Origin of the sequence: Pseudomonas sp. GM49, assembly GCF_000282355.1 — a bacterium.
Classification (GTDB): Bacteria; Pseudomonadota; Gammaproteobacteria; order Pseudomonadales; family Pseudomonadaceae; genus Aquipseudomonas.
In genome coordinates, this window is the sequence record NZ_AKJL01000008.1 from 19,096 (window position 1) to 42,821 (window position 23,726).

Sequence of the window (23,726 nt, forward strand, 5' to 3'; positions counted from 1 at the left end):
TTTATCAACTGAATGCGGAGTATCCGAACATGCCAAAAATGAAGACCAAAAGTGGTGCTGCTAAGCGGTTTCTGAAAACTGCTAACGGTATCAAGCACAAGCACGCTTTCAAGAGCCACATCCTGACCAAAATGTCGACCAAGCGTAAGCGTCAACTGCGCGGTAGCAGCTTGCTGCATCCGTCTGACGTGGCAAAAGTCGAGCGCATGCTGCGCCTTCGTTAATTTTAGTCAAGAATAGAGGAAGTAACTCATGGCTCGTGTAAAGCGTGGCGTCATTGCCCGTAAGCGTCACAAAAAAATTCTGAAACTTGCTAAAGGCTACTACGGCGCACGCTCCCGCGTATTCCGTGTTGCCAAGCAAGCGGTAATCAAGGCAGGCCAATACGCCTACCGTGACCGTCGTCAGAAAAAACGTCAGTTCCGCGCTCTGTGGATCGCTCGTATCAACGCTGGTGCTCGTATCAACGGTCTGTCCTACAGCCGTTTCATCGCCGGCCTGAAAAAAGCGTCCATCGAGATCGACCGTAAGGTTCTGGCTGATCTGGCAGTGAACGAAAAAGCGGCGTTTGCTGCGATTGTCGAGAAAGCTAAAGCCACCTTGGCTTAAGTACCCCCGACAGTCACCCGGCCTCGCATCTGTGGGGTCAGGTGTTAAACGTCATAAATAGGGGAAGAGCCTTCAAGCTCTTCCCCTATTTTGTATCTGGAGTCTGTACATGGAAAACCTGGATGCGCTCGTCTCTCAAGCTCTAGAGGCTGTGCAAAGCGCTGAAGATATCAATGCCCTGGAGCAAATCCGGGTTCACTACCTTGGCAAGAAGGGTGAATTGACTCAGGTGATGAAGACCCTGGGGAATTTGCCGGCAGAGGAGCGTCCGCAGGTCGGTGCGCTGATCAACGTTGCCAAGGAGCGTGTCACAGAGGTCCTTAATGCGCGCAAGGCATTGTTTGAAGAAGCCGATCTGGCTGCCAAACTCTCCGCCGAGTCCATTGACGTGACCCTGCCTGGCCGTGGTCAGACCTCCGGTGGTCTGCATCCGGTTACCCGCACTCTGGAACGCGTCGAACAGTTCTTCACCCGTATCGGCTACGGCATCGCCGAAGGCCCTGAGGTCGAAGACGATTATCACAACTTCGAAGCGCTCAACATCCCAGGCCATCACCCGGCCCGGTCGATGCATGACACCTTCTATTTCAATGCGAACATGCTGTTGCGCACCCATACCTCGCCGGTACAGGTCCGCACCATGGAGTCCAAGCAGCCGCCGATCCGCATCGTTTGCCCAGGCCGCGTCTACCGCAGCGACTCCGATATCACCCACTCGCCGATGTTCCATCAGGTCGAAGGCCTGCTGATCGATCGCGACATCAATTTCGCCGACCTCAAAGGCACCATCGAAGAATTCCTGCGGGTGTTCTTCGAAAAGGAACTGGCGGTGCGTTTCCGTCCTTCGTACTTCCCGTTCACCGAGCCATCCGCTGAAGTCGACATGGAATGCGTGATGTGCAGCGGTAAAGGCTGCCGCGTCTGCAAGCAGACCGGCTGGCTGGAAGTGATGGGCTGCGGCATGGTTCACCCGAACGTGCTGCGCATGTCCGGTATCGACCCGGAAGAGTTCTCGGGCTTTGCCTTCGGCATGGGCGTTGAGCGTCTGGCCATGCTGCGTTACGGCGTGAACGACTTGCGTCTGTTCTTCGACAACGACTTGCGGTTCCTCGCGCAATTTCGCTAGTCGTAACGAATTCTTAGGAGAGCAGGATGAAATTCAGTGAACAATGGCTGCGTGGCTGGGTTAGCCCGCAGGTAAGTCGCGACGAGCTGGTTGCTCGTCTGTCGATGGCCGGTCTTGAGGTCGATAGCGTTACGCCGGCCGCCGGTGTTTTCAGTGGCGTGGTGGTTGGCGAGGTGCTGAGCACCGAGCAGCACCCGGACGCCGACAAGCTGCGCGTGTGCCAGGTCAGCAACGGTTCGGAAACCTTCCAGGTTGTTTGCGGTGCGCCAAACGTGCGCCCGGGCCTGAAGATTCCTTTCGCCATGATCGGCGCCGAGCTGCCGGGTGACTTCAAGATCAAGAAGGCCAAACTGCGTGGCGTTGAGTCCAACGGCATGCTGTGCTCGCAATCCGAATTGCAGATCGGTGAAGGTAATGACGGTCTGATGGAGCTGCCGGCCGATGCGCCAGTGGGCGAAGATTTCCGCGTTTATCTGGATCTGGAAGACGCCAGCATCGAGGTCGACCTGACCCCGAACCGTGGTGACTGCCTGTCCCTGGCCGGTCTGGCTCGTGAAGTCGGCGCGCTGTATGCCGCTCCGGTCACCCGTCCGGTAGTGGCTTCGGTTCCTGCCGCCCACGACGAAGTGCGTTCGGTAGAAGTACTGGCGCCGGCCGCGTGCCCACGTTATCTGGGTCGTGTGATTCGTAACGTCGACCTGTCCAGGCCTACTCCGCTGTGGATGGTGGAGCGTCTGCGTCGTGCAGAAGTGCGCAGCATCGACGCTGCCGTCGACATCACCAACTACGTGATGCTGGAGCTGGGTCAGCCGTTGCACGCCTTCGATCTCGCCGAAATCAACGGCGGCATCCGTGTGCGCATGGCCGAAGACGGCGAGAAGCTGGTGCTGCTCGACGGTCAGGAAGTCAGCCTGCGTAGCGATACGCTGGTGATTGCCGACCATTCCCGCGCGCTGGCAATTGCCGGTGTCATGGGTGGCGAGCACAGCGGTGTTTCCGCGACCACACGTGATGTGTTCCTTGAAAGCGCCTTCTTCGACCAGATCGCCGTAGCGGGCAAGGCCCGTTCCTATGGCCTGCACACCGATGCATCCCATCGCTATGAACGTGGTGTGGATTGGCAGCTGGCCCGTGAAGCCATGGAGCGCGCGACTGGCTTGCTGCTGGAAATCACCGGTGGTGAAGCGGGTCCGATCATCGAGACCGTCAGCGAACAGCACCTGCCGAAAATTGCTCCGATCACCCTGCGTGCCCAGCGCATTACCCAGATGCTGGGTATGGAAATGGATTCGGCTGAAGTGGAGCGCCTGCTCAATGCCTTGGGCCTGACCATTACTGCCGACGGGGCAGGGCAGTGGCGTGTAGAAGTGCCAAGCCATCGCTTCGATATCAGCCTGGAAGTCGACCTGATCGAAGAGCTTGCTCGCCTGTACGGCTACAACCGTTTGCCGGTTCGTTATCCGCAAGCGCGTCTGGCGCCGCAAGCCAAGGCAGAAGCCCGTAGCGATCTGCCTGAGCTGCGCCGCCTGCTGGTTGCCCGTGGATATCAGGAAGCAATTACCTACAGCTTCATCGATCCGAAACAGTTCGAACTGTTTAATCCGGGTGCAGAGCCGTTGCTGCTCGCCAATCCGATCTCCAATGACATGGCCGCCATGCGTTCGTCCTTGTGGCCGGGTCTGGTCAAGGCGCTTCAGCACAACCTGAACCGTCAGCAAGATCGCGTGCGCCTGTTCGAAAGCGGCCTGCGTTTCGTTGGCCAGCTTGAGGGGTTGAAGCAAGAGCCGATGTTGGCGGGTGTCGTTTGCGGTAGTCGTTTGCCGGAAGGCTGGGCGCAGGGTCGCGATACCGTCGACTTCTTCGACGTCAAAGCCGACGTCGAAGCGGTGCTGGGTTTTGCCGGTGCCCTGGATGCGTTCACTTTCGTGCCGGGCAAGCACCCAGCGTTGCACCCGGGTCAAACTGCGCGCATCGAGCGTGACGGTCGTCTGGTCGGTTTCATCGGCGCTATCCATCCTGAATTGTCGAAAACCCTCGGTCTCGACCGTCCGGTCTTCGTCTTCGAACTGGTTCTGGCGGAAGTCGCGTCGGGCAAAATGCCAAAATTCCACGAGTTATCGCGCTTTCCTGAAGTGCGTCGTGACCTTGCACTGATTGCACACAAAGACGTTGCAGCCACGGCTGTACTGGATGTAATCCGTGAAAATGCAGGCGAATGGCTGACAGACCTCAGGCTATTTGACGTGTATCAGGGTAAAGGCATTGATCCTGATAGAAAAAGCCTCGCAGTCGGCTTGACCTGGCAGCATCCATCGCGCACTCTTAATGACGATGAGGTGAATACCGCAACGCAAAACATCCTCACCTCGCTCGAACAAAGGTTGAACGCCACGTTAAGGAAGTGACGTATGGGGGCTCTGACGAAAGCTGAGATGGCGGAACGTCTGTATGAAGAGCTGGGCCTGAACAAACGGGAGGCCAAGGAATTGGTCGAACTGTTTTTTGAAGAAATCAGGCACGCTCTTGAAGACAACGAACAAGTCAAATTGTCCGGTTTCGGCAATTTCGACCTTCGGGACAAACGCCAGCGGCCTGGCCGCAATCCGAAAACGGGGGAAGAAATCCCGATCACGGCTCGCCGTGTGGTCACCTTTCGTCCAGGGCAGAAGTTGAAGGCCCGAGTTGAGGCTTATGCTGGAACCAAGTCATAACGACGAGCTCCCCGTCATCCCGGGCAAACGCTACTTCACCATTGGTGAAGTCAGCGAGCTGTGTGCGGTAAAACCACACGTGCTGCGCTACTGGGAGCAGGAGTTTCCTCAACTCAACCCTGTCAAACGCCGCGGAAACCGCCGGTATTATCAGCGCCAAGACGTGCTGATGATCCGGCAGATCCGCGCACTTCTTTACGATCAGGGGTTCACCATCGGCGGAGCGCGCCTGCGCTTGTCCGGCGATGAAGCCAAAGACGACACCACCCAATACAAGCAAATGATCCGCCAGATGATCGCCGAGCTCGAAGATGTTCTGGTGGTACTCAAGAAATAAATTCCTGCTTTTAAATACTTCCAGTTTTCAAAAGCTTGCGATATATTCTTGATCGTTCCTCGAGATGAGGAACAGGTTTCACGCCTAGTCGGGGCGTAGCGCAGTCCGGTAGCGCACTAGCATGGGGTGCTAGGGGTCGAGTGTTCGAATCACTCCGTCCCGACCATATTTTTCAATGACTTAGGTCTGTAGCGAAAGCGCAGGCCTTTTTCATTTATGAATTTACCCCACCTTTTACCCCACTGAAAAATTGCCCCGCCAGCAGAACGTACAGCGGGTGGGTGTCTAATTGATTCCTTGCTAGTTCAGCCAGCGAGACCGCCGACTTGCTGCGTAGGCAAAATATCTTGTATGGACAAAAATTCTACGAATTAATGCGAGAAAGTTTTCCGGAACGGTCTTTGAAGCGAAGGCTCCAGACTTTTGCCCCGCCCCCTCCCTAGGGCCTCTGTCAAGCAGCACCAGTGAATCGCCCCTAGTTTCGTAGGCGACCTTGATCGTCAGCTCGGGCTGCTCAGTATCGATCGTGACCGGCACAAATCGACCTGCCCCTTGCCTGTGCATAAATCCGCCAATAGCGGCCCCCACTCAGCGGCTGCTCCTGATCGACCCTCGGGTGTTAGACTTGCGCTTTTGCCCCTACTCCAAGGAGTTGTTGCGTGAATACGGAAAATCATTCCCAGACGGCCGCTTTTCTCTGGTCGATTGCCGATCTGCTACGCGGTGACTTCAAGCAGTCTCAGTACGGTCGCATCATCTTGCCATTCACTCTGCTGCGGCGCATGGAGTGTGTGCTGGCGCCGACCAAGGATGCCGTGATTCGCGAGTTCTACGCACAGGAAGGCCGCCCAGACACCGTACGTGAAATGTATATGCTGCGTGCAGCTGGTGGCCTGCAGTTCTTCAACGCCTCGTCGCTGACACTCGGCACTCTGTCAGATACCCAGACCCCGGCCGACCTGATGAGCTATGTGCAGGCCTTCAGCAAAGACGCCCGCGAGATATTCGAGCACTTCCACTTTGAAGATTTTGTTCAGCAGCTGGCCAGCGCTAACCTGCTCTATCAGGTTGTGCAACGGTTTGCTGCCACCGACCTGAGCCCCGAACGCATCAGTAACTTCGGCATGGGCATCATTTTCGAAGAGCTGATCCGCAAGTTCGCGGAAAGCTCCAATGAAACTGCAGGGGAGCACTTCACCCCGCGCGACATCGTGCACCTCACCACCTCGCTGGTGATCACCGATCAGGACCACAAGCTCGCACCCAACAGCATCGTTACCATCTATGACCCAACGGCGGGTACGGGTGGCTTTCTGTCCGAAGGTGATGAGTACATCCAGTCCATCAGCGAAAAGGTCAGCGTCTCCCTGCACGGCCAGGAGCTGAATCCCGAGTCATATGCCATCTGCAAAGCAGACATGCTGATCAAGGGCCAGGACGTGGCTAGCATCAAGCTCGGCAATACGCTGTCCAACGACCAACTGGCCAACAAGCACTTCGACTTTATGCTCAGCAACCCGCCGTTCGGCGTGGAATGGAAGAAGGTGCAGAAGCAAATCACCGACGAGCACAGCCACAAGGGTTTCGACGGTCGCTTCGGCCCAGGCTTGCCACGGGTGTCCGACGGCTCGCTACTGTTCCTTCTGCATCTGGTCAGCAAGATGCGCGACCCGCGCGACGGCGGGTCGCGCATTGGCATCATCCTCAACGGCTCTCCGTTGTTTACCGGCGGCGCGGGCTCGGGCGAGTCGGAGATTCGCCGCTACTTGCTGCAGAACGATCTGGTAGAAGCCATTGTCGCGTTGCCGACGGACATGTTCTATAACACCGGTATTGCCACCTATGTGTGGATACTCAGCAACCACAAGGCAGCTGTACGCCAAGGTAAAGTGCAGTTGATCGACGGCAGCCAGTACTACGCCAAAATGCGCAAGTCGCTGGGCAGCAAACGCCAGTACATCACCGAAGATCAAATCAGCGAGCTGGTGCGCCTGTATGGCAGCTTCGAGCACACCGCGCAGAGCAAAATCTTCCCCATAGACGCCTTTGGCTACCGGCGCATCACCGTCGAGCGCCCGCTGCGCCTGAACTTCCAAACCAGCGCCGAACGTCTCGGCAAGGTGCTGGAAGAAAAAGCCCTGCAAAAGCTCGACAGCGCCGCTCAGCAGCAACTAATGGCGGCCCTGCAAGCCATGGACGCAAGCCAGCAGCACCGCAACCGCGAGCAGTTCACCAAACTGCTGAAAAAAAACCTAACCGCCAACAGCGTCAGCCTCAGCGCGCCGGAACTGAAAGCCTTGCTCAATGCCCTGAGCGAGCGGGACCCCGAGGCAGACATCTGTATGACCAAGGGCAAGCCGGAAGCAGATTCCGGCCTGCGCGATTACGAAAACGTGCCGATGAGCGAGGCGGTGTATGATTACTTCCAGCGCGAAGTTATCCCCCATGTACCAGATGCCTGGATCGACGAAAGCAAGACCGACGCCCAAGACGGCGAGATTGGTATCGTCGGCTTCGAGATCCCCTTTAACCGCCACTTCTATGTGTTCCAGCCGCCGCGCGCGCTGGTCGAGATCGATCGCGACCTGAAAGCCTGCACCGACCGCATCAAGCAGATGATCGAGGGGCTGTCGGCATGACAAAATTGTCGGGGGCAAATTTGAACAACGGCGCAGCCGTTGGTCCGCAGAGCAAGGGCATGGAAAGCCCGAGTACGTTTCCGACGTACCCTGCCTACAAAGATTCCGGGACTGAGTGGCTAGGGGAGGTGCCAGCGCACTGGTCCGTTACGCGTCTCGGTAGAGTCTCAGATATTGAGTCGGGGTATCCATTTCCAGCAGAACAGTTTGTTGACGATGGAATACCTGTAACAAGGATGTCAGATCTGAAAGAAGGACGAGTCAGCTTTGATTCAATAAAAAAAGTAGCTGAAAATAACGTTCCAATAAAAGCCATGGCCAAGGTTGACGACTTGCTAATTGGGCTTTCTGGCAGTATCTCGAATTTCGCACAGATTATAGCTACTGATTTACCGTTGGCTGTAAATCAGCGAGTAGGAATCATCAGGTCGGGAAACCCAATCGCAGCCGCTGTCACCAAGTACTTTATCCTCTCTCAGTCGTTTATCTGTCAAATTGAGTCGGCAGTTCCAGAAACGACGATTTTGAATATATCAATGGAGCAAGTTCGCTCATGCGCACTTGCTTGGCCCCCTCGATTCGAGCTAACCCAAATCGCCCGTTTCCTCGACCACGAAACCGCCCGCATCGACGCGTTGATCGAAGAGCAGCAGCGCCTGATCGAACTGCTTAAGGAAAAGCGCCAGGCCGTGATCTCCCACGCCGTCACCAAAGGTCTCGACCCCACAGTGCAGATGAAAGATTCCGGCGTGGAGTGGCTAGGCGAGGTGCCGGAACACTGGGGTGTTCTTAGAATCGGAGCTGTTTACTCTGAAGCCGTAGAGAAAGGATTGGCTGAGCTCCCTGTTTTACGTGTTTCAATCCATTACGGCGTTTCTGATAGAGAACTCACGGAGGAGGAGTCCGATAGAAAAATTACTCGGATTGATGACCGTGAAAAATACAAGCGAGTTCGTCATGGCGATCTTGTATACAACATGATGAGAGCCTGGCAGGGTGGGTTCGGTGCTGTTTTGGTCGACGGTCTTGTCAGCCCCGCCTATGTTGTTGCTCGCCCAATATCAATGAATATATCCAGATATGTAGAGCAACTACTAAGAACTGGCTGCGCTATAGAAGAGATGCGTAAAAACTCATATGGCATTACGGATTTCCGATTGCGGCTTTATTGGGATCAGTTCAAAAATATTTATATTGCTGTCCCGCCAGAGCGGGAAAGACAGCAAATTATGCTACGCATTGATTCATTAATTAGTGAATCAGACGCTCTGAGAAATGAAGCAGATATTCTGATCAATATTCTCCAAGAACGCCGCTCCGCCCTAATCTCCGCCGCTGTCACCGGCAAAATTGACGTGCGCAGTTGGCAGCCTCCGGCAAACGCGCCATCCCCTGAATTCGCACTAGAGGCCCTGTAATGGCAGACAGCAAGGAAGCTCAGTTTCAGCAGGACATTATCGATGCCTTGGCCGCCCAAGGCTGGCTCGTCGGCACGACCAGCGGCTACGATCGCCACACGGCGCTGTATACCGAAGATGTGCTGGGCTACTTCAAAGATGCCTGGTCGGAGCGCTGGGACAAGTTCGCCAAGGCCAACCCGACTGCGCCTGAAGAGGTGCTGATACAGAAGCTAGTGCGGGAGCTGGAACAGAGCGGCACGTTGGATGTGCTGCGCCATGGTTTCAAGCTGCCGGCGGTGAAAGTCGAGCTGTGCAGCTTCCAGCCCGACCACGGCATGAACCCGGATACCTTGAAGCGCTACCATTGCAACCGCCTGCGCGTGGTGCCAGAGGTGTCTTACTCGCCGCATGCGCGTGAGGCTGGTAGCAACGGGCAAAGTTACAACCCACGGCTGGACCTGGTGCTGTTCGTCAATGGCATACCCACCGCCACCCTGGAACTGAAAAGCGAATTCAAGCAGTCGGTGGAAAACGCCAAGCGCCAGTACCGCTACGACCGCCCCGTGAAAGACCCACTTACACGCAAGCCCGAGCCACTGCTGACCTTCAAACGCGGCGCACTGGTGCACTTTGCCGTGGGCCAGAACGAGGTGGCAATGAGCACTAAGCTGGCCGGCAAGGACACCTTTTTCCTGCCGTTCAACCTCGGCAGCGAGGAAGGCGGCGCTGGCAACCCAATGCCTGCCGACGACAGCCAATACGTCACCAGCTACCTGTGGCAACGCCTGATGCAGCCCGATGCCTGGCTCAAGGTACTAGGGCGCTTTCTACATTTGGACAAAAAAACCAGCGAAGACTTCGACGGCACACCGGTTACCAAGGAGACGATGATCTTCCCGCGTTACCACCAGTGGGAAGTGGTCAACACGCTGATCAGCACCACCCGCGCCGAAGGGCCGGGTAAGCGCTACTTGATTCAGCACAGCGCCGGCTCGGGCAAGTCCAACTCCATTGCCTGGACTGCGCATCAACTGGCCTCGCTGTACGACGCCGCCGGCCAGCGCCTGTTCAACTCGGTGATAGTGGTCACGGACCGCACGGTGCTGGATAGCCAGTTGCAGAACACCATCTACCAGTTCGAGCACGCCCAGGGTGTGGTCAAACCGATCAGTCGTGATGTTGGCAACCAGAGCAAGTCCGAACAATTGGCTGAGGCGCTGGCTGAACAGACGCGCATCATCATCGTCACCATCCAGACATTTCCTGCGTTGTTCGATGCTCTAGACAAGTACCCCAAGCTGGCTACAGGGCGTTATGCGGTAATCGCTGACGAGGCGCATTCCTCGCAAACTGGCTCGTCGGCCAGCAAGCTGAAACAGATTCTAGGCAGCGATGCGTTGGACGCCGAGGAAGTCAGCGCCGAAGAGTTTTTGGACGCAGCCGTACAGGCGCGTCAACCGAATGAGCGCATCAGTTACTACGCCTTCACCGCCACGCCCAAAGCCAAGACCCTGGAGCTGTTCGGTCGCCCGGCCGACCGCACGCTGCCGGCCAGTTCCAGCAACAAGCCGGAGGCGTTTCATCTGTATTCCATGCGCCAGGCTATCGAGGAGGGTTTTATTCTTGACGTGCTGCGCAACTACACCACCTACAACACCGCCTGGAAGATCGCCCACCCGGATGGCGAAGACGACGAGGTGGACAGCAAGAAGGCGCGCATCAAGCTAGCGCGCTGGGTGCGTTTGCATCCATACAACATCAGTCAAAAGGTTGAGGTGATCGTCGAGCACTTCCGCGCCAATATTCGCAATATGCTCAATGGCCAGGCCAAGGCCATGGTGGTCACCAGCAGCCGCCAAGAAGCGGTGCGTTACCAGTTGGCGGTGAGAGCCTATGTACAGCAGATGGGTTACAACGATGTGCACCCGCTGGTAGCGTTCTCCGGCAGCGTGCTACCGGATGAGGTGATCCCCGAAGAAGTAACGGAAAGCAGCAGCCTGCTCAACCCCGGCTTGAGTGGCCGCGACCTAGCAGTGGCATTCGACACCCAAGACTTCAACGTGATGATCGCGGCCAACAAGTATCAGACTGGTTTCGATCAGCCCAAGCTGTGTGCCATGTACGTGGACAAGAAGCTGCAAGGCGTGGACTGCGTGCAAACCCTGTCGAGGCTGAACCGCACTTTCGGTGACAGCAAGGAAACCTTCATTCTCGACTTCTTCAATGAGCCGCAGGACATTCTTGACGCCTTCCTGCCGTACTACACCAAAGCCGAGCTGACCGATGTAACCGACCCGCAGATCATTTATGACCTGCAAAAGAAGTTGGATACAGAGGGAATCTATCACTGGCAGGAGGTCGAGGCGTTCGCCATGGCCTTCTTCGACCCCAAGGCGGCTGCTAGCAAGCTCAGCTACTACTGCACTCCAGCAAAGGAGCGCTTTGCCAAGCGCTACGCCTTCTCGGTGGAGTCGCGCCAACAGGCGCTGAACTTCAAGCGCACAGCCGAAGCTAACGGCGACACTAGCGGCCTGAAAAAAGCCGAGCACGCGCTGAAAGAGGCAGGCGAGCAGATTGATCAACTCGACCTGTTCCGCAAGAATCTGCAGAGTTTCGTGCGCCTGTACGAGTTCCTCTCCCAGATTGTGCCTTACGAGGACCGTGAACTGGAGCAACTCTGCGTATACGCCAAGCATCTGCACCCGCTGCTGCGCGTAGATCGCCTGCAACAAGATGACGTGGACGTGGGCGAGCTGCAACTGAGCCATTACCGCCTGAGCAAGCGCGCCGAACACCAGCTACGCCTGAACGAGGAACACGGCGAATATACCCTTAAACCCGGCAGTGATGTGGGCAGCGGCATGCCCCATGACCCGGAGAAGAAGCGCTTGTCGGAAATCATCGAGGCGCTAAACGATATCTTCGGTGCCGAGGTGAGCGATGACGACCAGCTACAGTTCCTCACCGGCATCGCCCAGCGCATCAGCCGCCAGGAAGATGTGATGGCCCAGGTGAACAACCACTCGGTGGATCAAGTGATGCATGGCTTGTTCCCCAAACGCGTTCTGGACACCGTACTGGATGCCATGACCGACCACGAGAAGCTGTCGCTGGAGGTGCTGGATAACGAGACCAAGAGCCGTGCTTTTGCCTTGGTGATTTTGAAGATGCTGAAATCGGTAGCCGCCCTCGATGAATCCGGCTTACGCAATGTCTGAAACCATATAAATCGCATCTACGAAATACGCGCCGACATCTGTTTTTTGTCGATTTCTGCCCGTTGTCACCGGCTGCAACGGGTCGCTTGCTGCCCGTCGCAAAGGGCAGCAATCGACCCATAGCTGCCTCTCGGGAGTGCTCCAAGTTGGCTATAACTCGCCCCAGCCTCTGACCTGCTCAGAGCTCCCAGTGTTCCTCGACCTGGTAGAGCGGCTTGCCGGCCATCAGCAACTTGATGGCATCTATGTGCGCCACGTAGTCAGCCTCAGAGAACTTAGTCCATCGCGGATTACGCTTTTGCGCGGCGATGAATGCTGAACGCGCCTTACCCATCGCGGAGCGGTTCTTCGACAGGAAACTGCGTAACCCTTTGAACAGTTCCAAGTCCAGTGGAGGATGGAGCAAGGCAACGCTCGGGTGTTGGTGGTGGCCACCGCAGACCAGCACCGTTTTCAAGTAGATGTTGACTAGCTTCTGGGCACGGCCGAAGGAGAAATCGGTCACGCCCAAGCGCGCAGCCTCGGCCTCGATCTTCTTCATAAAGCTCATCTGCCATTTATCGACGTTCTGGCCGATGTGCTCTGGCCCGGTTACCTGGCCTAGGCCGCTTGCCTCTATCAGCTCGAACGCCAAGGAGTTACCCCCGCTGGCCAGGCCGCGGCCATACGCGGCGGCGCCTCCACTCTCCCGCCTTATCCCCCCAATTGGGGTGGGGGGGCACTACCGGCAAGTATTGCCCTCTTTCATCTGGCCATTGATCTCCATCCAGCACAGACACCAGCCGGTCACACACTGTCGGCTGCGCCACCGCTAAGGTCGTCGAAGCGGAGTCTGAGTTTTAACAGGTGGAAGAGTCAGCAGACGTTAGCGGGGTGCGACCATCGGCTTTTGGCCGAAAGCTGAAGGAGGAGAAGGGCCGCTAGTGTGGTCGTCTGTTACGTTAGACGGCAATCGGTCGGTCACTGTTATCATTGCGTCATACTTTCGGATGCCAGCCGGGTCAGATATGCAAAGTCAAGTAACGCTCCACGCAATGAAAGAGTTAGCCCTTGACTTTAACGCTGCAGTGGACTGGGTTGCGTCAGTAGGATTTCCCATCGAGCGCGGTAGAATCGCTGAGTACCGGAAGATACTGACCAAAGTGGCCGATCGTTTCGAAGTCCATCGCTGGGATGACCTTGAAGACCAGGAGTATGCAAAGCAGGTTTGCACGGTGCTGCTGGAGATACGAGAGTTGGTGTCGATCCATCGTGGTCTATCAGAAATTAGCGATCCTACCGACTTGCATGCAATGCGTCATTTTCTGAAAGGCCCCTTCAGTCCCACCGATGAGTCTGTAACCAATTCATCTAACCGGCCAAGGAACATCGGTTTCGAGCTTTATCTCACCGCCCTTTTCGCCTACGCGAAGATGATGCCTATCTATGGAACGGATGCCGATCTGTGCTTTAAGCACAACGATCACACCTTCTTCGTCGAAGCCAAAAGACCGATGTTCTCTCACTCCATAAACGCAGCGATCAAAGATGCCAACAAGCAGCTTACACGGAGGCTGGAAGGCGCCCAAAGCACCATGGCTAGAGGGCTAATCGCGCTAGACCTTTCCAAAATAATCAATCCGCGCGATAAGGTGATGCCAGTCTGGGATACCCATCATCTCGATCAGCTAATGAATGGCGAAACTCAGCTCCAGATAAATGCGCTTGCGCAGTACTGGCACAAGGGTAGGAACGGTAAGACTGTTGGCGTATTGCTGCATTTCAGATTGCTGACGCAATTTGGTCCCAACGGTGACCTCAATACCGTACGGTGGATTAGCTTTGTGCAATTCAGCAATGATGATGCGCTCTCCGGTCTATACACAAAGCTTCAGGATGTCATCCGGCATATCTGCTAGATCTAAATAATAGTGGTTGGACAGGCATGATCGACTGGCCACTCTTGGCCGCTTTCAGCCTGTCACGACCGACCGAAATCGACCCAAAGCAGCCTGTCGGCGCTGGCTGTCAGCCCGCTACGGCAGTCGGGAGAAATCGAAACAGAAGGCACTGATGAGACAGCTCAAAAATCAATGTACAGCATTGCATTGGATTAACCCATTGCCCAAACGGGCGGCCTGACAAAGCCGCCCGTCGCATTGATCCTGTGTCCTAGTTGCCCGGTTTGTTCTTGATCATTGCTTCAACCTGCTTTTTCACGGCCTCAAGGTTGAAGGAAGCCGGGTCCTGCATCGGGGGGTAGTCGACTGCCGTGAGGGCCAGTTTCCCGACTTCTTGCTGAACACTGACGAACCTCCAGAACTCGCGGGCAAAGAAGTCATTCATGTATCCCCCACCTAGGTCGTTAAGGCTTTGCTCGCCGATTGATGGTGTCCGCTCGAAGGGGTCCTGCCGAAGATTGACCATGGTCGGCATGTCCGTTGTGACCTTTGCACCGGGCCAACCCTGCGGTTGTTGGAAGAATTGGAACTTAAAGTCATCAATGCGGATTGCACCTAACTGAGGACCGCCGAAGTAGAAAAATTCATGGCGTGCGGACGGGCCTTTGCCTTGCAGCAAGTCCAACTGGTTGTAGCCGTCGAGGTGGTTTTTGTAGGTGTTCTGGCCCAGTTTCACGCCTTTGAGCAACTGGTCGGTGATGTTGGGATTACCGGCTGCGGCCACGAGCGTGGGGAACCAATCCAGAGCAGAATAGATGCCGTTCTCGACCGTACCGGGCTTGATCTTGCCGGGCCAACGGATAATCGCCGGTGCACGGAAGCCACCCTCCATCACTGTTCCTTTGGTACCCTTGAACGGCGTCATACCACCATCGGGCCAGGTAAACACTTCCGCACCATTGTCGGTGGTGAAAACGACGATGGTATTGTCGGCCTCGCCTGCATCCTCCACGCATTTCAGGATGGCACCAACGCTGTCATCCAATTGCGCCATGCCGGCTTCTTCGAGCCCATAGTTGGTCTTGCTATTCATGAGGGCTTGGTATTTGGGCGACAGAAATGTCCAGACGTGCATACGCGTCGTGTTGTGCCAAACGAAGAACGGTTTGCCGTCTGTCTTGGCTTTGCCCATGAAGTCACACGAAGCCTTGACCAGCACTTCGTCGAACGTCCCCATGTCGTACTTGGCCTTTGGGGTTGTGTCGTGCATGTTCGGCACATTGGACATGTCTGGGTATGGCGCCAGAGGCCCCTCGTCCACGATCTTCTGCTTGCCGATCTTACCCCAGCGCGGCTGCTCGGTCGGGTCGTCCGTATCGGTCGCATAGGTATGCAGCACATTGCGCGGTCCGACTTTGTCGCGGTATGCCTGGTCATTCGGGAACGAATACCAATAGGGATCAGACATAGCGTCGAGGTGATACAAGTAGCCGAAAAACTCGTCGAAGCCATGCAGGGTAGGTAGGTATTTGTTCAGATCGCCGAGATGATTCTTGCCGAACTGACCAGTGGCGTAGCCCTCGGTTTTGAGGGCTGCGGCGATCGTAGCCGCTTTGTCCGGCATACCTACATCAGCGCCGGCCTGGCCAACAGTCGTCAGGCCTGTGCGCAATGGGATTTCACCCGTGATGAAACTTGCCCGGCCCGCAGTGCAACTCGCCTCTGCATAATAGTCGGTGAACATCATGCCCTCAGACGCCAGCTTGTCGAGGCTCGGCGTCTTTCCGGACATAATGCCTCGGTGATAGGCGCCGATATTGAACCAGCCGACGTCGTCTCCCATGATGACGAGAATATTAGGTTTCTTGTCCTGAGCTTGCCCCGGAACAACGAATACGCCGGATGACAATGCAACAGCCAGGGTGAAGCATTGCACGCTTTTTATAGTCATGACCGCTATCCTCCCGCTAGTGCTGATTGAAAGCTGCCCACCCTGCCGATTGAAGTTTGACTCAAGGCGGATTGCTATCTTCGTATCAGTAACGGTGGATAAGCATAGCAGCGGATTGCCATCGTCAAGGGGCAGACAGCAGGCTAAAACGCTTTGGAACTGCTGGTCTTGATTGGGTTGCGGGACGAGATAGCGGATGACCGCTTATGGCCGTTCTCTGCCCGTCAAAACGTACTCAACGCGATTAGAGGGGAAGGCACATTCTTGATGCTTTCGACATCAAGAGCAAATCAACGCCCCCTGCCCAAGGTGGCCCAGCGATCCGCCCAAGCGCCCGATGGGCGCGCCTTGGTGCCGGACAACTAAACAGCCACCACCACTCCAGGCCGAGTCGTATGTAGTCCAGCATTAGGCCACGTTTTACCCGCAATGGGGGTGGGGTCTTGGGAGTACCTTTTGCATTTCCCCAAGGCCTGCCCGGTGCCAGTCGACTGCGCTAACATCTCCCCTCACTTTGCGCACAGTTGTGGCGGCAGCTTCGGCCCGAACACTTTATGAACAAATCGGGTAGCAGGTGCCTGGCTTGATGCGATAGCGGCCGGGGTGATTACGATGTTCTGGGTCATGGTCTTGGCTCCATTGGCGTCTGGTTATACCGCTGGCGTAACTCGGCACCCGTTACACAGTAACGGTCTGCCGGCGCAAAGCAGACGTGGCAGGCGAACAGGTGGCAGTGGTACTGGTCACGGGCCTCGCGCCATTCAGACGATGCCGTGGCGGCGCTGTGGTAGATGTGCTTCGGCTCCCCTGCGTCGTGCTGCTCAATTGTTGGATTAGCCAATGGCACTGGTGGCGACCATGCCGGATGGCTACGGATCAGGCGGGCGGCAAAGCATGGGTGGATGCCGCACTGCTCGGCCAGGTCATCAGCAGTCAGAAAACCCCGCTCCAACAGATATCCCGGCGAGCATTCCAGCAGGCGAGCAACATGAACAAGCCATCGACTTGCCTCTACTTTGGATGGCCCCTGAGCTGGGTGGTCGTTCGCGCCGGGTTGCGCTGGCTTCTCGACTTTGTGTTTTTCTGGGGGAGCCGAGGGAACCCGGGGAACCTCCAGTACAGGCGCGGGTTGTAGCCGTTCCCTCTGAAATTTCAGTGAGGGAACCGGGGGAACTGCTACCCCGGCCAAGCGGTTGGCTAAGTCCAAGAGCCGACCCATGTCACACCTCCAGTGGGGCGAGGTGATACAGCGATGGATTGCGCCCATCCACCTTCACCCGTTTGGCACGCTTGCCGGTGTTGTGCTCGGTGATCCACCCGGCAGCGTCCACGGCGTCCAGGATGCGCGTCACGTCGAAGCCCGGCACCGCTCGGCGCAGCCCTTCGGGGGTAAACAGCCAGACGCGGCGCTCCCCCTCATTTTTCCACCAGCCGGCGCGATCTCTGACTATGGTGTCCCCGCCCAGCTCAGAGAACAGCGCATCGCCGTGGCGAGAGATGAAGTCGCACAAGCTGGCTCGGATTGTCGCGTCCTCGCCTTGGCCTTGCCCCCGGCTGTTTCGCCAAGCATCAAACAGCACCAGCATGGCGTCACGGGCAGCGCCAGCCGGGGCTGGCAGCAATCCCCACTCAATGGCCAGCTCTCCCGCCATAGCGACAATGGCAAACCGCTCAGCCGCGCGGCTTTCCTGACCACTGTCGCTGGGGTATGACTCGCACAGCTTGGCGAGCACTGCGGGCAGATCGTCGGCCTCACCGCACTCCAGCAGCTTGTGGATAAAGGCCGGGCCGATGTGCCCGTAATGGGTCACGCTGGCGCGCTGAATGGCGTCGGAAAATTCCCGGCCACCCGGCAGCCCGTGCAACTCATCCCAGGCACCAAAAGTGCGGCGAGCCGGTATGTCCAGCAGGCGGATTTCCTGTCCGGCCCGGCTGCGCTTTCCGCCCTCGGCCATGTGCGCGGACAGTCCCAACTCGCCGGACGAAAACACCATTACCCGCCAACGCCGGGTCGCCCGTGCGGCTCCGGTACGCCCGGCTCTGGCCTTGCCGGTGCCGTTGGCCAGGGAGTAAACCACTGCGCCAATTTCACGCGGGTCGGCCTCGCCTATCTCGTCCAAGGCCAGCAGTGTGTCATTGCGCTGGGCGGCGATCCCCTCCAGGCCGTTGCCGGTGGCGCGCCAGGTACGCTTAAACTGTTCGCCATGGCCCCAGACCGAGGCGGCGGCCTGAATGGCGCTGCTCTTGCCGGTGGAGCTGTCCCCGACGATATGGAAGCCACCACCTTGGCGTTGTAAGTGATACAGCAACGTTCCGGCCAAGGCCGCGCAGACAGCCAACATCAGCAAGGGATTGCCGGCGCAGCGTGTGCCGATCTCGGCTTGCCAGCCCTCTAGGGTGCCGGCTTGGCGGAAGTCATCAAAGTTCGCCGCTTCGCTCTGATAGATGGCCTCGCCCTTACCAATGTTCTGCCGAGGCATAATGAACAGGGTAGGCGAATGCCAGCCGGTGGCAGTGGCCGCAATGACTTGGCGCTTGGGGTGCTGGCCCTGGATGTAATGGTTCAGCAGCTTGAAAGCGTCGGGGTCGATTTCCACCCCCATGTTCAGCAACTCGCCGCGCATATCCTCCCCACTGCCCTTGAGCAATTGCATGGGCATGGCCCATTCGCCCCAGTCGCCCAAGGTATTGCGAAAACGCAGCAGGCGCCCGAAGTCGCCCCCGTCGCATGAGGTGACAGCCTCGACGTGCAGCGGCGAACAGACGCGCTTGTCATAGTTTACCGGCTTGCCCTTTTCCTCCTTGGCGCCATGCCACCACACGCCTGCCGAGTAGGTGCCGCATAGGGTCTTGACTGGATGGTCATAGACGCGAAAGGCGGGGCGCTCGATCTCCGGGTGCATGGCCTCCGGCACCAGCGCGGTTCCCTTGGCCCCCTCTGCCTTTTCGCTGAGGGAACCGCTGGAAGCCCCGTCATTTCTGGCGGGTCCTTCAGTTCCCCCGGTTCCCTCGGAAAAATCGAAGGCCAGATTACTTTCATCTGTCAGGGTCATTGATTGGCCTCCTGCCATTGGCGCAGGTCGTTGAAGTCAGAAAGGGTCAGCGGCTCACTGCCGCACCAGGGCGGAAAGATCAATCCGCAGCCCAAGGTGGCGGCCGCCTTGTTGGCAGCAGTGCGCCCGGGGTTGCCTTCGGTCATGCGGTCGTCGTCGCCGGCTACGATCAACACGGCGTCTGTGTGCTGGCGCTGGAGGCGCTGGCCGACTTCCAGCAGGTTGCCGGCATTCATGGCGCAGGCCACGGTGGCGCCGGTTTCGGCGTGGAGCGTTGCGCCGGTTGCCCAGCCTTCGCAGATGTAGAGCGGCTGTCCAGGCTGAATCGTGCCGATAAGTGAGCAGCAACCCTTGACCATGCCTCCACGCAAGAAGCGCTTGGCGCCGTTCGGGTAGATGCGTTGCAGGTTCACCAGCCGGTCGTCACGATTCAGCGGCACCAGCAACACGTCACCGGCCTGATGCAGGGCATAAGAACGCACCCCTTTTGCCACTAGATAGGGGTGCTCGGGATCGGCGCTGCGGGCGTTGCTCCACAGTCGGTTGGCATATTCGGCGGCAACCTGCTGGCGCTGGTGCTGATCAGCTTCCCGCTGACGTCGGGCCTGCTCGATGCGCAGGGCGACTAACTGAGCCTCCAAATGATCGGCTGGCTTGCGGCTACTCCAGGTCTGCGAGCCTCCCGCTTTCCAACTCCCGAACACGCCGCAGGCGATGTCATCCAGAAACAGCACATACCAGCCGTTCCGGGTACCTGGATTGTCGCCTGGCACGTGAAATCGGTGGATGGCGCCGTCTGGTATCGGTAGCCAATCAAGTGGCCCGAGCACGGATTGCATGGCGTCACGAAACAGGATCACGAAATCCATAAAGCCGCCTCCAAGCAGATCAGCAACGCTAGGTCAGCACCGGTCGGTGATAGGGTGAGCAGGTAGAGGCTGGCCAGGTTTGGGGGCTTGATTGGGGGGGCAATGGCGCGCAGCTTGGAAGTACGGGCGCTTGGGCGGCAGATATTCAGCTCGCGCATGGTGTCTATCGGCCCCAGCTTGATCCGAGTGATCAAACGGGTGAGCTGGGTGTGGCTGCGGGGGTTATTTGTGCGCGATTCATTCCCGAGCTTGCCCTTAGTGGTGGGCATCTTTTTGTCCATTATGCGCGGACCTCCAGGCGATCAGTGATCCACTGTTCAACCTCCAGACTGTCCCAGCCGACAGCGCGTGGGCCAATGCGGCGGCACTTGGGGAAGGTTCCAGCATCCATAAAGTTGTAAATGGAGCTGCGCCCGTAGCCGGTCATGGTGACGACTTCCGGTAGGCGCATGATGCGGCGGGGTGGGGTGGTTGCTATTGCGGCCATTGCCATAACTCCTTCGCGCCAGCTGGCGCTCAGTGGATTTATGGCGGTATTCAACAGGTTGTGACGTGGCTTGTGCCCTAATGGGGGTTGGCAAAACCCCATTGGGGTAAATAGGGGTTAGGCTTTGCCCGCTCGTGCGGCGGCATCTTTAAGGAACTTCACCACTGTTCCAGGGCTGCTGGGTAATTCAAGGCCATTGGACGCGGCGGCTGCTCTCAGGGTTTCGTCTGCGGCATAGGGGGTAGACAGATCGAGCTTGGCCATTGCGGAAAGTGCGGCGATTATTTGGCCAGCGCTTTTTCGTTCACTCGAGTGAAGTGGTTTATCTGGTTGAAAATCATCAGCAAGCAGTTTTTCCTCAAGCTCTCGAAGTGCTCCGGTTCGCACAACCAGCACGCTATCGTCGGGCAGCCCTCCGGCTGGGTAATACTGTGTACTCTCATCCACGACGGGCTCTCGGTCTTCGTTATGCTTCTGAATGAGATTTTTGGCCTCTTCGCGGCTCTTTTTGTTCCCGTGAATGAGCTGGGATATCCACTTGAAGCTGGCGTGCGAACCGGCCATATCGGGATTTTCCTCATCGCGTTCCTGAAGCTGGTATACATGCGCACCGTCACATATAAAGGCACCATTAATCCCCTGAATGGTTATAGATGGCCCCTTTGTTTTCTGCTGATAAGCGTCCTCAACGCTCAGGTATTCGTTACCCATTAAGGGTAAGTCCCAAACCCCGCTCGCTATGTGAAAGATATCTTCCTCAAGATTTATGTACTGCTCTTCGCCGGTGCGGGCTGCGAGGCTGGTCATGAGCGGCATAAGCCCCTGCTCTTCGAATTCGGGGTTCTCGCGCAAAAGCTTTTGCAATTTCCAAGGCATAGTAGTCGTGGGAGGGTGGTCGTCTACGCTCACGCGCACTCCTGGAGTGTTGAATAGTGGTGGAACCAGTGTCCAATTTGTGTCGTCGAACGCAACGATTTCTCCGCGACGAGCAACAGTACGGTTCACAAAATACACAGAAACGGTTAAATGGCCTTCTAGCACAAGGCGCAAAACATCGGCCTCGCTCACAGTCTCCCCTGCGCTAATGGACAGCCGCTTGGCGGTATCCTCGATCGTCAACCATTCCTTAAGCTTGATCAGCTTGCTCATATCTTCGCCTCCCCGGGCGTCGCCATCCTGAATAAAGTGGCTGGTCTCGCAGGTGGGGGCTGCTTGTCGGAAGCTCCCCCTAGGCCAGCCGGTAAATCTTATCCGTGCTTTTGGTTGATTGGCACGACGTTGTCAGCGGCCAATATTGCGTCGATGCGTTCGCCCAGCAGTCGCCATGCTTCGGTTTTTTCCTTGGCGTAGTCATGGTGCAGATAGTGTCGGCGAACCTTGGAGCCACCCAACAGGTGATTCTGGCAGCGGTCGATAATATCCAACGTAACGCCTAGCTCCTGCATCATCGTCGCGCCAGTGCGGCGCAGGTCATGCGGTGTCCAGTCGCCATTGGTGCCCTTGCTCAGCACCAATGTATTGTCATGGCGCCGGCCGGATAGAGGTTTACTGCGTTTCTTGAACTGTTCTTGCCGGTCGCCTACGCGCTTGGAGATGCTCTTTAGGTCTACGTGGCCGGTATGGTTGGTGGCGGGGAACAGGTATGGCGTGTTGCCCGTCAGGGTGTGTAGTTCTTTGAGTTGGCGCAGGGCGAAGGTAGACAGAAAAACATGGTGATCCTGGCGCGCTCCTCGGTGCCCCTTGGTGTTCATGGCAGGCAAAAACCACGTTCCCTTGCTTAGATCGACGTGGCGCCATTCAGCCTTGAGTAGTTCGCCGATACGGCAGAGGGTGCCCAAGCATATCCACAGTGCAAGCTGTGCTTTCCTTTCCAGCGGACGGACTCCGGAATATTTCTGGCCTGGGGGCAGGGCGGCATAATCACGCTCCATGCTCTCAAATATGTCGCGCAGCTCCCTGATTTCATCGACAGTCAGAATGCGGTCGCGTTCTTCTTGATAGTCGTGGTCTAGAAGTTTCTTGACTTTCACCAGGTCGGCAGGGTTGCCGTCGATCATCAAGCCGCGCCAAGGCTTGCGCTTCTCGCCCCATGCGAGCATCTGATTCAGATCGGCAAACAGACTGACTACATACCGATTGACGCCACGTTCGCGTACGGCACGCAGCATGGCGAGAATATCTTTCTCGGTAAGAGCGCGCAGAGACTTTTGGCCGATGCTGGGTAGCACGTCCTTGGTGAAGCTGCGGGTTAGTTCTGCATTGTCATCTTGGCGGGCCACGCCATCTTTTAGCCACTCGACGAACAAGTCGGCCACAGTCAGGTTCTCGGCAGTCAGGCGCTTGGCTTCGGCAATGGTCGCCTCGATAGCGGCCTGTTTTTCGATCTTGGCGGCTTTCTTCGCGGCGGTGGGGTTGATTCCTTCGCCTACTGTAACGCGCAGGCGGTCGCGCTCGGCACGGATGCTGGCAAGGCTTTTCTTGGGCCAAGAGCCTAATGCTTGGTCGCGCTTGACGCCATTCAACTTGAACTCAAAACGAAACAGAACAGTAATGCCCCGTTGCCCGGCGCGAACGCGCCCGACAATTCCGCCATCTTCTCGCAGAGTCAGGCCGCCATCATCAGCGGTAAGCGCTTCCAGTTGTTTGACTTGGATTTTTGCCATGCCCCTTCTGCCTTTGTATTTTTTACCCCACTTTTACCCCACCGAAAACGCCGGCTTGTATTGCTGCGTTCTGGGCGATACTGGACGGTAGATTAGCCTGAAGGCGTTGTATTTACTAGGGTGCTCTGGATTTATTTGGTTTTATTAACGTCCAGTGGAATCCGATCTATAATGGCATGGGGTGCTAGGGGTCGAGTGTTCGAATCACTCCGTCCCGACCATATAATTCAAGGGGTTGCGAGATTTTATCTCGCGACCCCTTTTTATTTTGTGGCGTTTTTACCCCTACAAAACCACTGGCTCTCGGTGGAATCCTCACCTCTTTCGGAGGAGATTGGTCTTTAGGCCGAGTATTATCTTGACGAAAGACAGTAATCGACCTCATGCCACTCTAATTCGGTCCCGCCGTGGATCGACGCGTGGTAAGCGTCGGCGATCGAGGAACTAAACGGTTCTGACTGCCAAAGCTTTTTGCCGACGATACAGAATCGTCGTCGCCGTGAACCCGCACAACGCTGCGAACATCAGCCAGTAGGCAGGTGATGCCTTGTCGCCCGTAGCCTGTACAAGCAGCGTCGAGATTGCCGGGGTAAAACCGCCAAACACCGCGGTGGCCAAACTGAAGGCCAGTGAAAACCCGACTACCCGCACGTTCTGTGGCATGACTTCGGTCAGTGCCGCGACCATGGCACCGTTGTAAATGCCAAAGAAGAATGAGAAGTACAGCAAAACGGCGAGCAGTCGTTCGAAACTCGCCGCCTCTGCCAGCCAGTGCATGGCGGG

Annotated in this window: 19 protein-coding genes, 1 tRNA gene and 1 pseudogene; 11 read left to right on the forward strand and 10 right to left on the reverse strand. The window is 56.9% G+C overall.

The genetic code is table 11. The annotated features are described in order from the left end of the window. The first annotated feature begins 29 nt into the window (after positions 1-29). From rpmI to PMI29_RS28505, 10 genes are all read left to right on the forward strand, one after another. Positions 30-224 (forward strand): 50S ribosomal protein L35, encoded by a 195-nt coding sequence (gene rpmI, locus PMI29_RS0129750; RefSeq protein WP_002553160.1) that lies wholly within the window; start codon positions 30-32, stop codon positions 222-224. Positions 225-252: 28 nt separating this feature from the next. After that, entirely contained in the window at positions 253-609 is a 357-nt protein-coding gene (rplT, locus tag PMI29_RS28545) for a 50S ribosomal protein L20 (RefSeq protein WP_007905879.1), read from the forward strand. 109 nt (positions 610-718) lie between these two features. Beyond that, positions 719-1,735: a phenylalanine--tRNA ligase subunit alpha gene (pheS, locus tag PMI29_RS28540; protein WP_007975711.1), complete on the forward strand. Its 1,017-nt coding sequence runs from the start codon at positions 719-721 to the stop codon at positions 1,733-1,735. Between the two features lie 26 nt (positions 1,736-1,761). Then, positions 1,762-4,140, forward strand: a complete 2,379-nt coding sequence (pheT, locus tag PMI29_RS28535) for a phenylalanine--tRNA ligase subunit beta (protein WP_007993398.1) — start codon at positions 1,762-1,764, stop codon at positions 4,138-4,140. A 3-nt stretch (positions 4,141-4,143) separates the two neighbouring features. Continuing rightward, entirely contained in the window at positions 4,144-4,446 is a 303-nt protein-coding gene (gene ihfA / locus PMI29_RS28530) for an integration host factor subunit alpha (protein WP_002553164.1), read from the forward strand. Further along, entirely contained in the window at positions 4,427-4,783 is a 357-nt protein-coding gene (locus PMI29_RS28525) for a MerR family transcriptional regulator (protein WP_003179985.1), read from the forward strand. Before ihfA ends, PMI29_RS28525 begins: the two co-directional genes overlap by 20 nt. Positions 4,784-4,872: 89 nt before the next feature. Then, positions 4,873-4,949 (forward strand) — tRNA-Pro (locus PMI29_RS28520). A 493-nt stretch (positions 4,950-5,442) separates the two neighbouring features. Next, positions 5,443-7,422, forward strand: coding sequence for a type I restriction-modification system subunit M (locus tag PMI29_RS28515; protein WP_007993401.1), 1,980 nt, complete (start codon positions 5,443-5,445; stop codon positions 7,420-7,422). Next, positions 7,419-8,840, forward strand: coding sequence for a restriction endonuclease subunit S (locus PMI29_RS28510; protein ID WP_007993402.1), 1,422 nt, complete (start codon positions 7,419-7,421; stop codon positions 8,838-8,840). The genes PMI29_RS28515 and PMI29_RS28510 overlap by 4 nt, the downstream gene beginning before the upstream one ends. Further along, on the forward strand, positions 8,840-12,040 hold the full coding sequence (locus PMI29_RS28505) for a type I restriction endonuclease subunit R (protein WP_007993403.1): 3,201 nt from the start codon (positions 8,840-8,842) through the stop codon (positions 12,038-12,040). Before PMI29_RS28510 ends, PMI29_RS28505 begins: the two co-directional genes overlap by 1 nt. A 178-nt stretch (positions 12,041-12,218) precedes the next feature. Here the strand turns inward: PMI29_RS28505 and PMI29_RS0129760 are convergent, their stop codons facing one another. After that, positions 12,219-12,674: a hypothetical protein gene (locus PMI29_RS0129760; protein WP_007993404.1), complete on the reverse strand. Its 456-nt coding sequence runs from the start codon at positions 12,672-12,674 to the stop codon at positions 12,219-12,221. A 400-nt stretch (positions 12,675-13,074) separates the two neighbouring features. On the opposite strand from PMI29_RS0129760, the gene PMI29_RS28500 reads away from it, so the two are divergent. Further along, positions 13,075-13,938, forward strand: coding sequence for a hypothetical protein (locus PMI29_RS28500; protein WP_007993405.1), 864 nt, complete (start codon positions 13,075-13,077; stop codon positions 13,936-13,938). Positions 13,939-14,191: 253 nt separating this feature from the next. On the opposite strand, the gene PMI29_RS28495 is transcribed toward PMI29_RS28500, so the two are convergent. From PMI29_RS28495 to PMI29_RS28460, 9 genes and pseudogenes are all read right to left on the reverse strand, one after another. Further along, positions 14,192-15,871 carry an arylsulfatase gene (locus PMI29_RS28495; RefSeq protein ID WP_007993406.1) on the reverse strand — a complete coding sequence of 560 codons (1,680 nt, stop codon included), beginning with the start codon at positions 15,869-15,871 and terminating at the stop codon, positions 14,192-14,194. 622 nt (positions 15,872-16,493) lie between these two features. After that, entirely contained in the window at positions 16,494-16,823 is a 330-nt protein-coding gene (locus PMI29_RS30690; RefSeq protein WP_238541625.1) for a hypothetical protein, read from the reverse strand. 268 nt (positions 16,824-17,091) lie between these two features. Next, the gene (locus PMI29_RS28490; protein WP_007993409.1) at positions 17,092-18,924 is read right to left on the reverse strand and encodes a DUF927 domain-containing protein; all 1,833 of its coding nucleotides are present in this window, start codon (positions 18,922-18,924) and stop codon (positions 17,092-17,094) included. Continuing rightward, complete coding sequence (locus tag PMI29_RS28485) at positions 18,921-19,793, reverse strand: toprim domain-containing protein (protein WP_007993410.1); 873 nt, start codon at positions 19,791-19,793, stop codon at positions 18,921-18,923. Before PMI29_RS28485 ends, PMI29_RS28490 begins: the two co-directional genes overlap by 4 nt. Further along, entirely contained in the window at positions 19,781-20,074 is a 294-nt protein-coding gene (locus PMI29_RS28480; RefSeq protein ID WP_007993411.1) for a hypothetical protein, read from the reverse strand. The genes PMI29_RS28485 and PMI29_RS28480 overlap by 13 nt, the downstream gene beginning before the upstream one ends. Then, entirely contained in the window at positions 20,074-20,280 is a 207-nt protein-coding gene (locus PMI29_RS28475; protein ID WP_007993412.1) for an AlpA family transcriptional regulator, read from the reverse strand. The genes PMI29_RS28480 and PMI29_RS28475 overlap by 1 nt, the downstream gene beginning before the upstream one ends. 117 nt (positions 20,281-20,397) lie before the next feature. Beyond that, the gene (locus PMI29_RS28470) at positions 20,398-21,429 is read right to left on the reverse strand and encodes a hypothetical protein (RefSeq protein ID WP_007993413.1); all 1,032 of its coding nucleotides are present in this window, start codon (positions 21,427-21,429) and stop codon (positions 20,398-20,400) included. Positions 21,430-21,527: 98 nt separating this feature from the next. Next, positions 21,528-22,943 (reverse strand): tyrosine-type recombinase/integrase, encoded by a 1,416-nt coding sequence (locus tag PMI29_RS28465; RefSeq protein ID WP_007993414.1) that lies wholly within the window; start codon positions 22,941-22,943, stop codon positions 21,528-21,530. Between the two features lie 444 nt (positions 22,944-23,387). Next, positions 23,388-23,726: pseudogene (locus tag PMI29_RS28460) on the reverse strand (citrate-proton symporter); the annotation flags it as partial.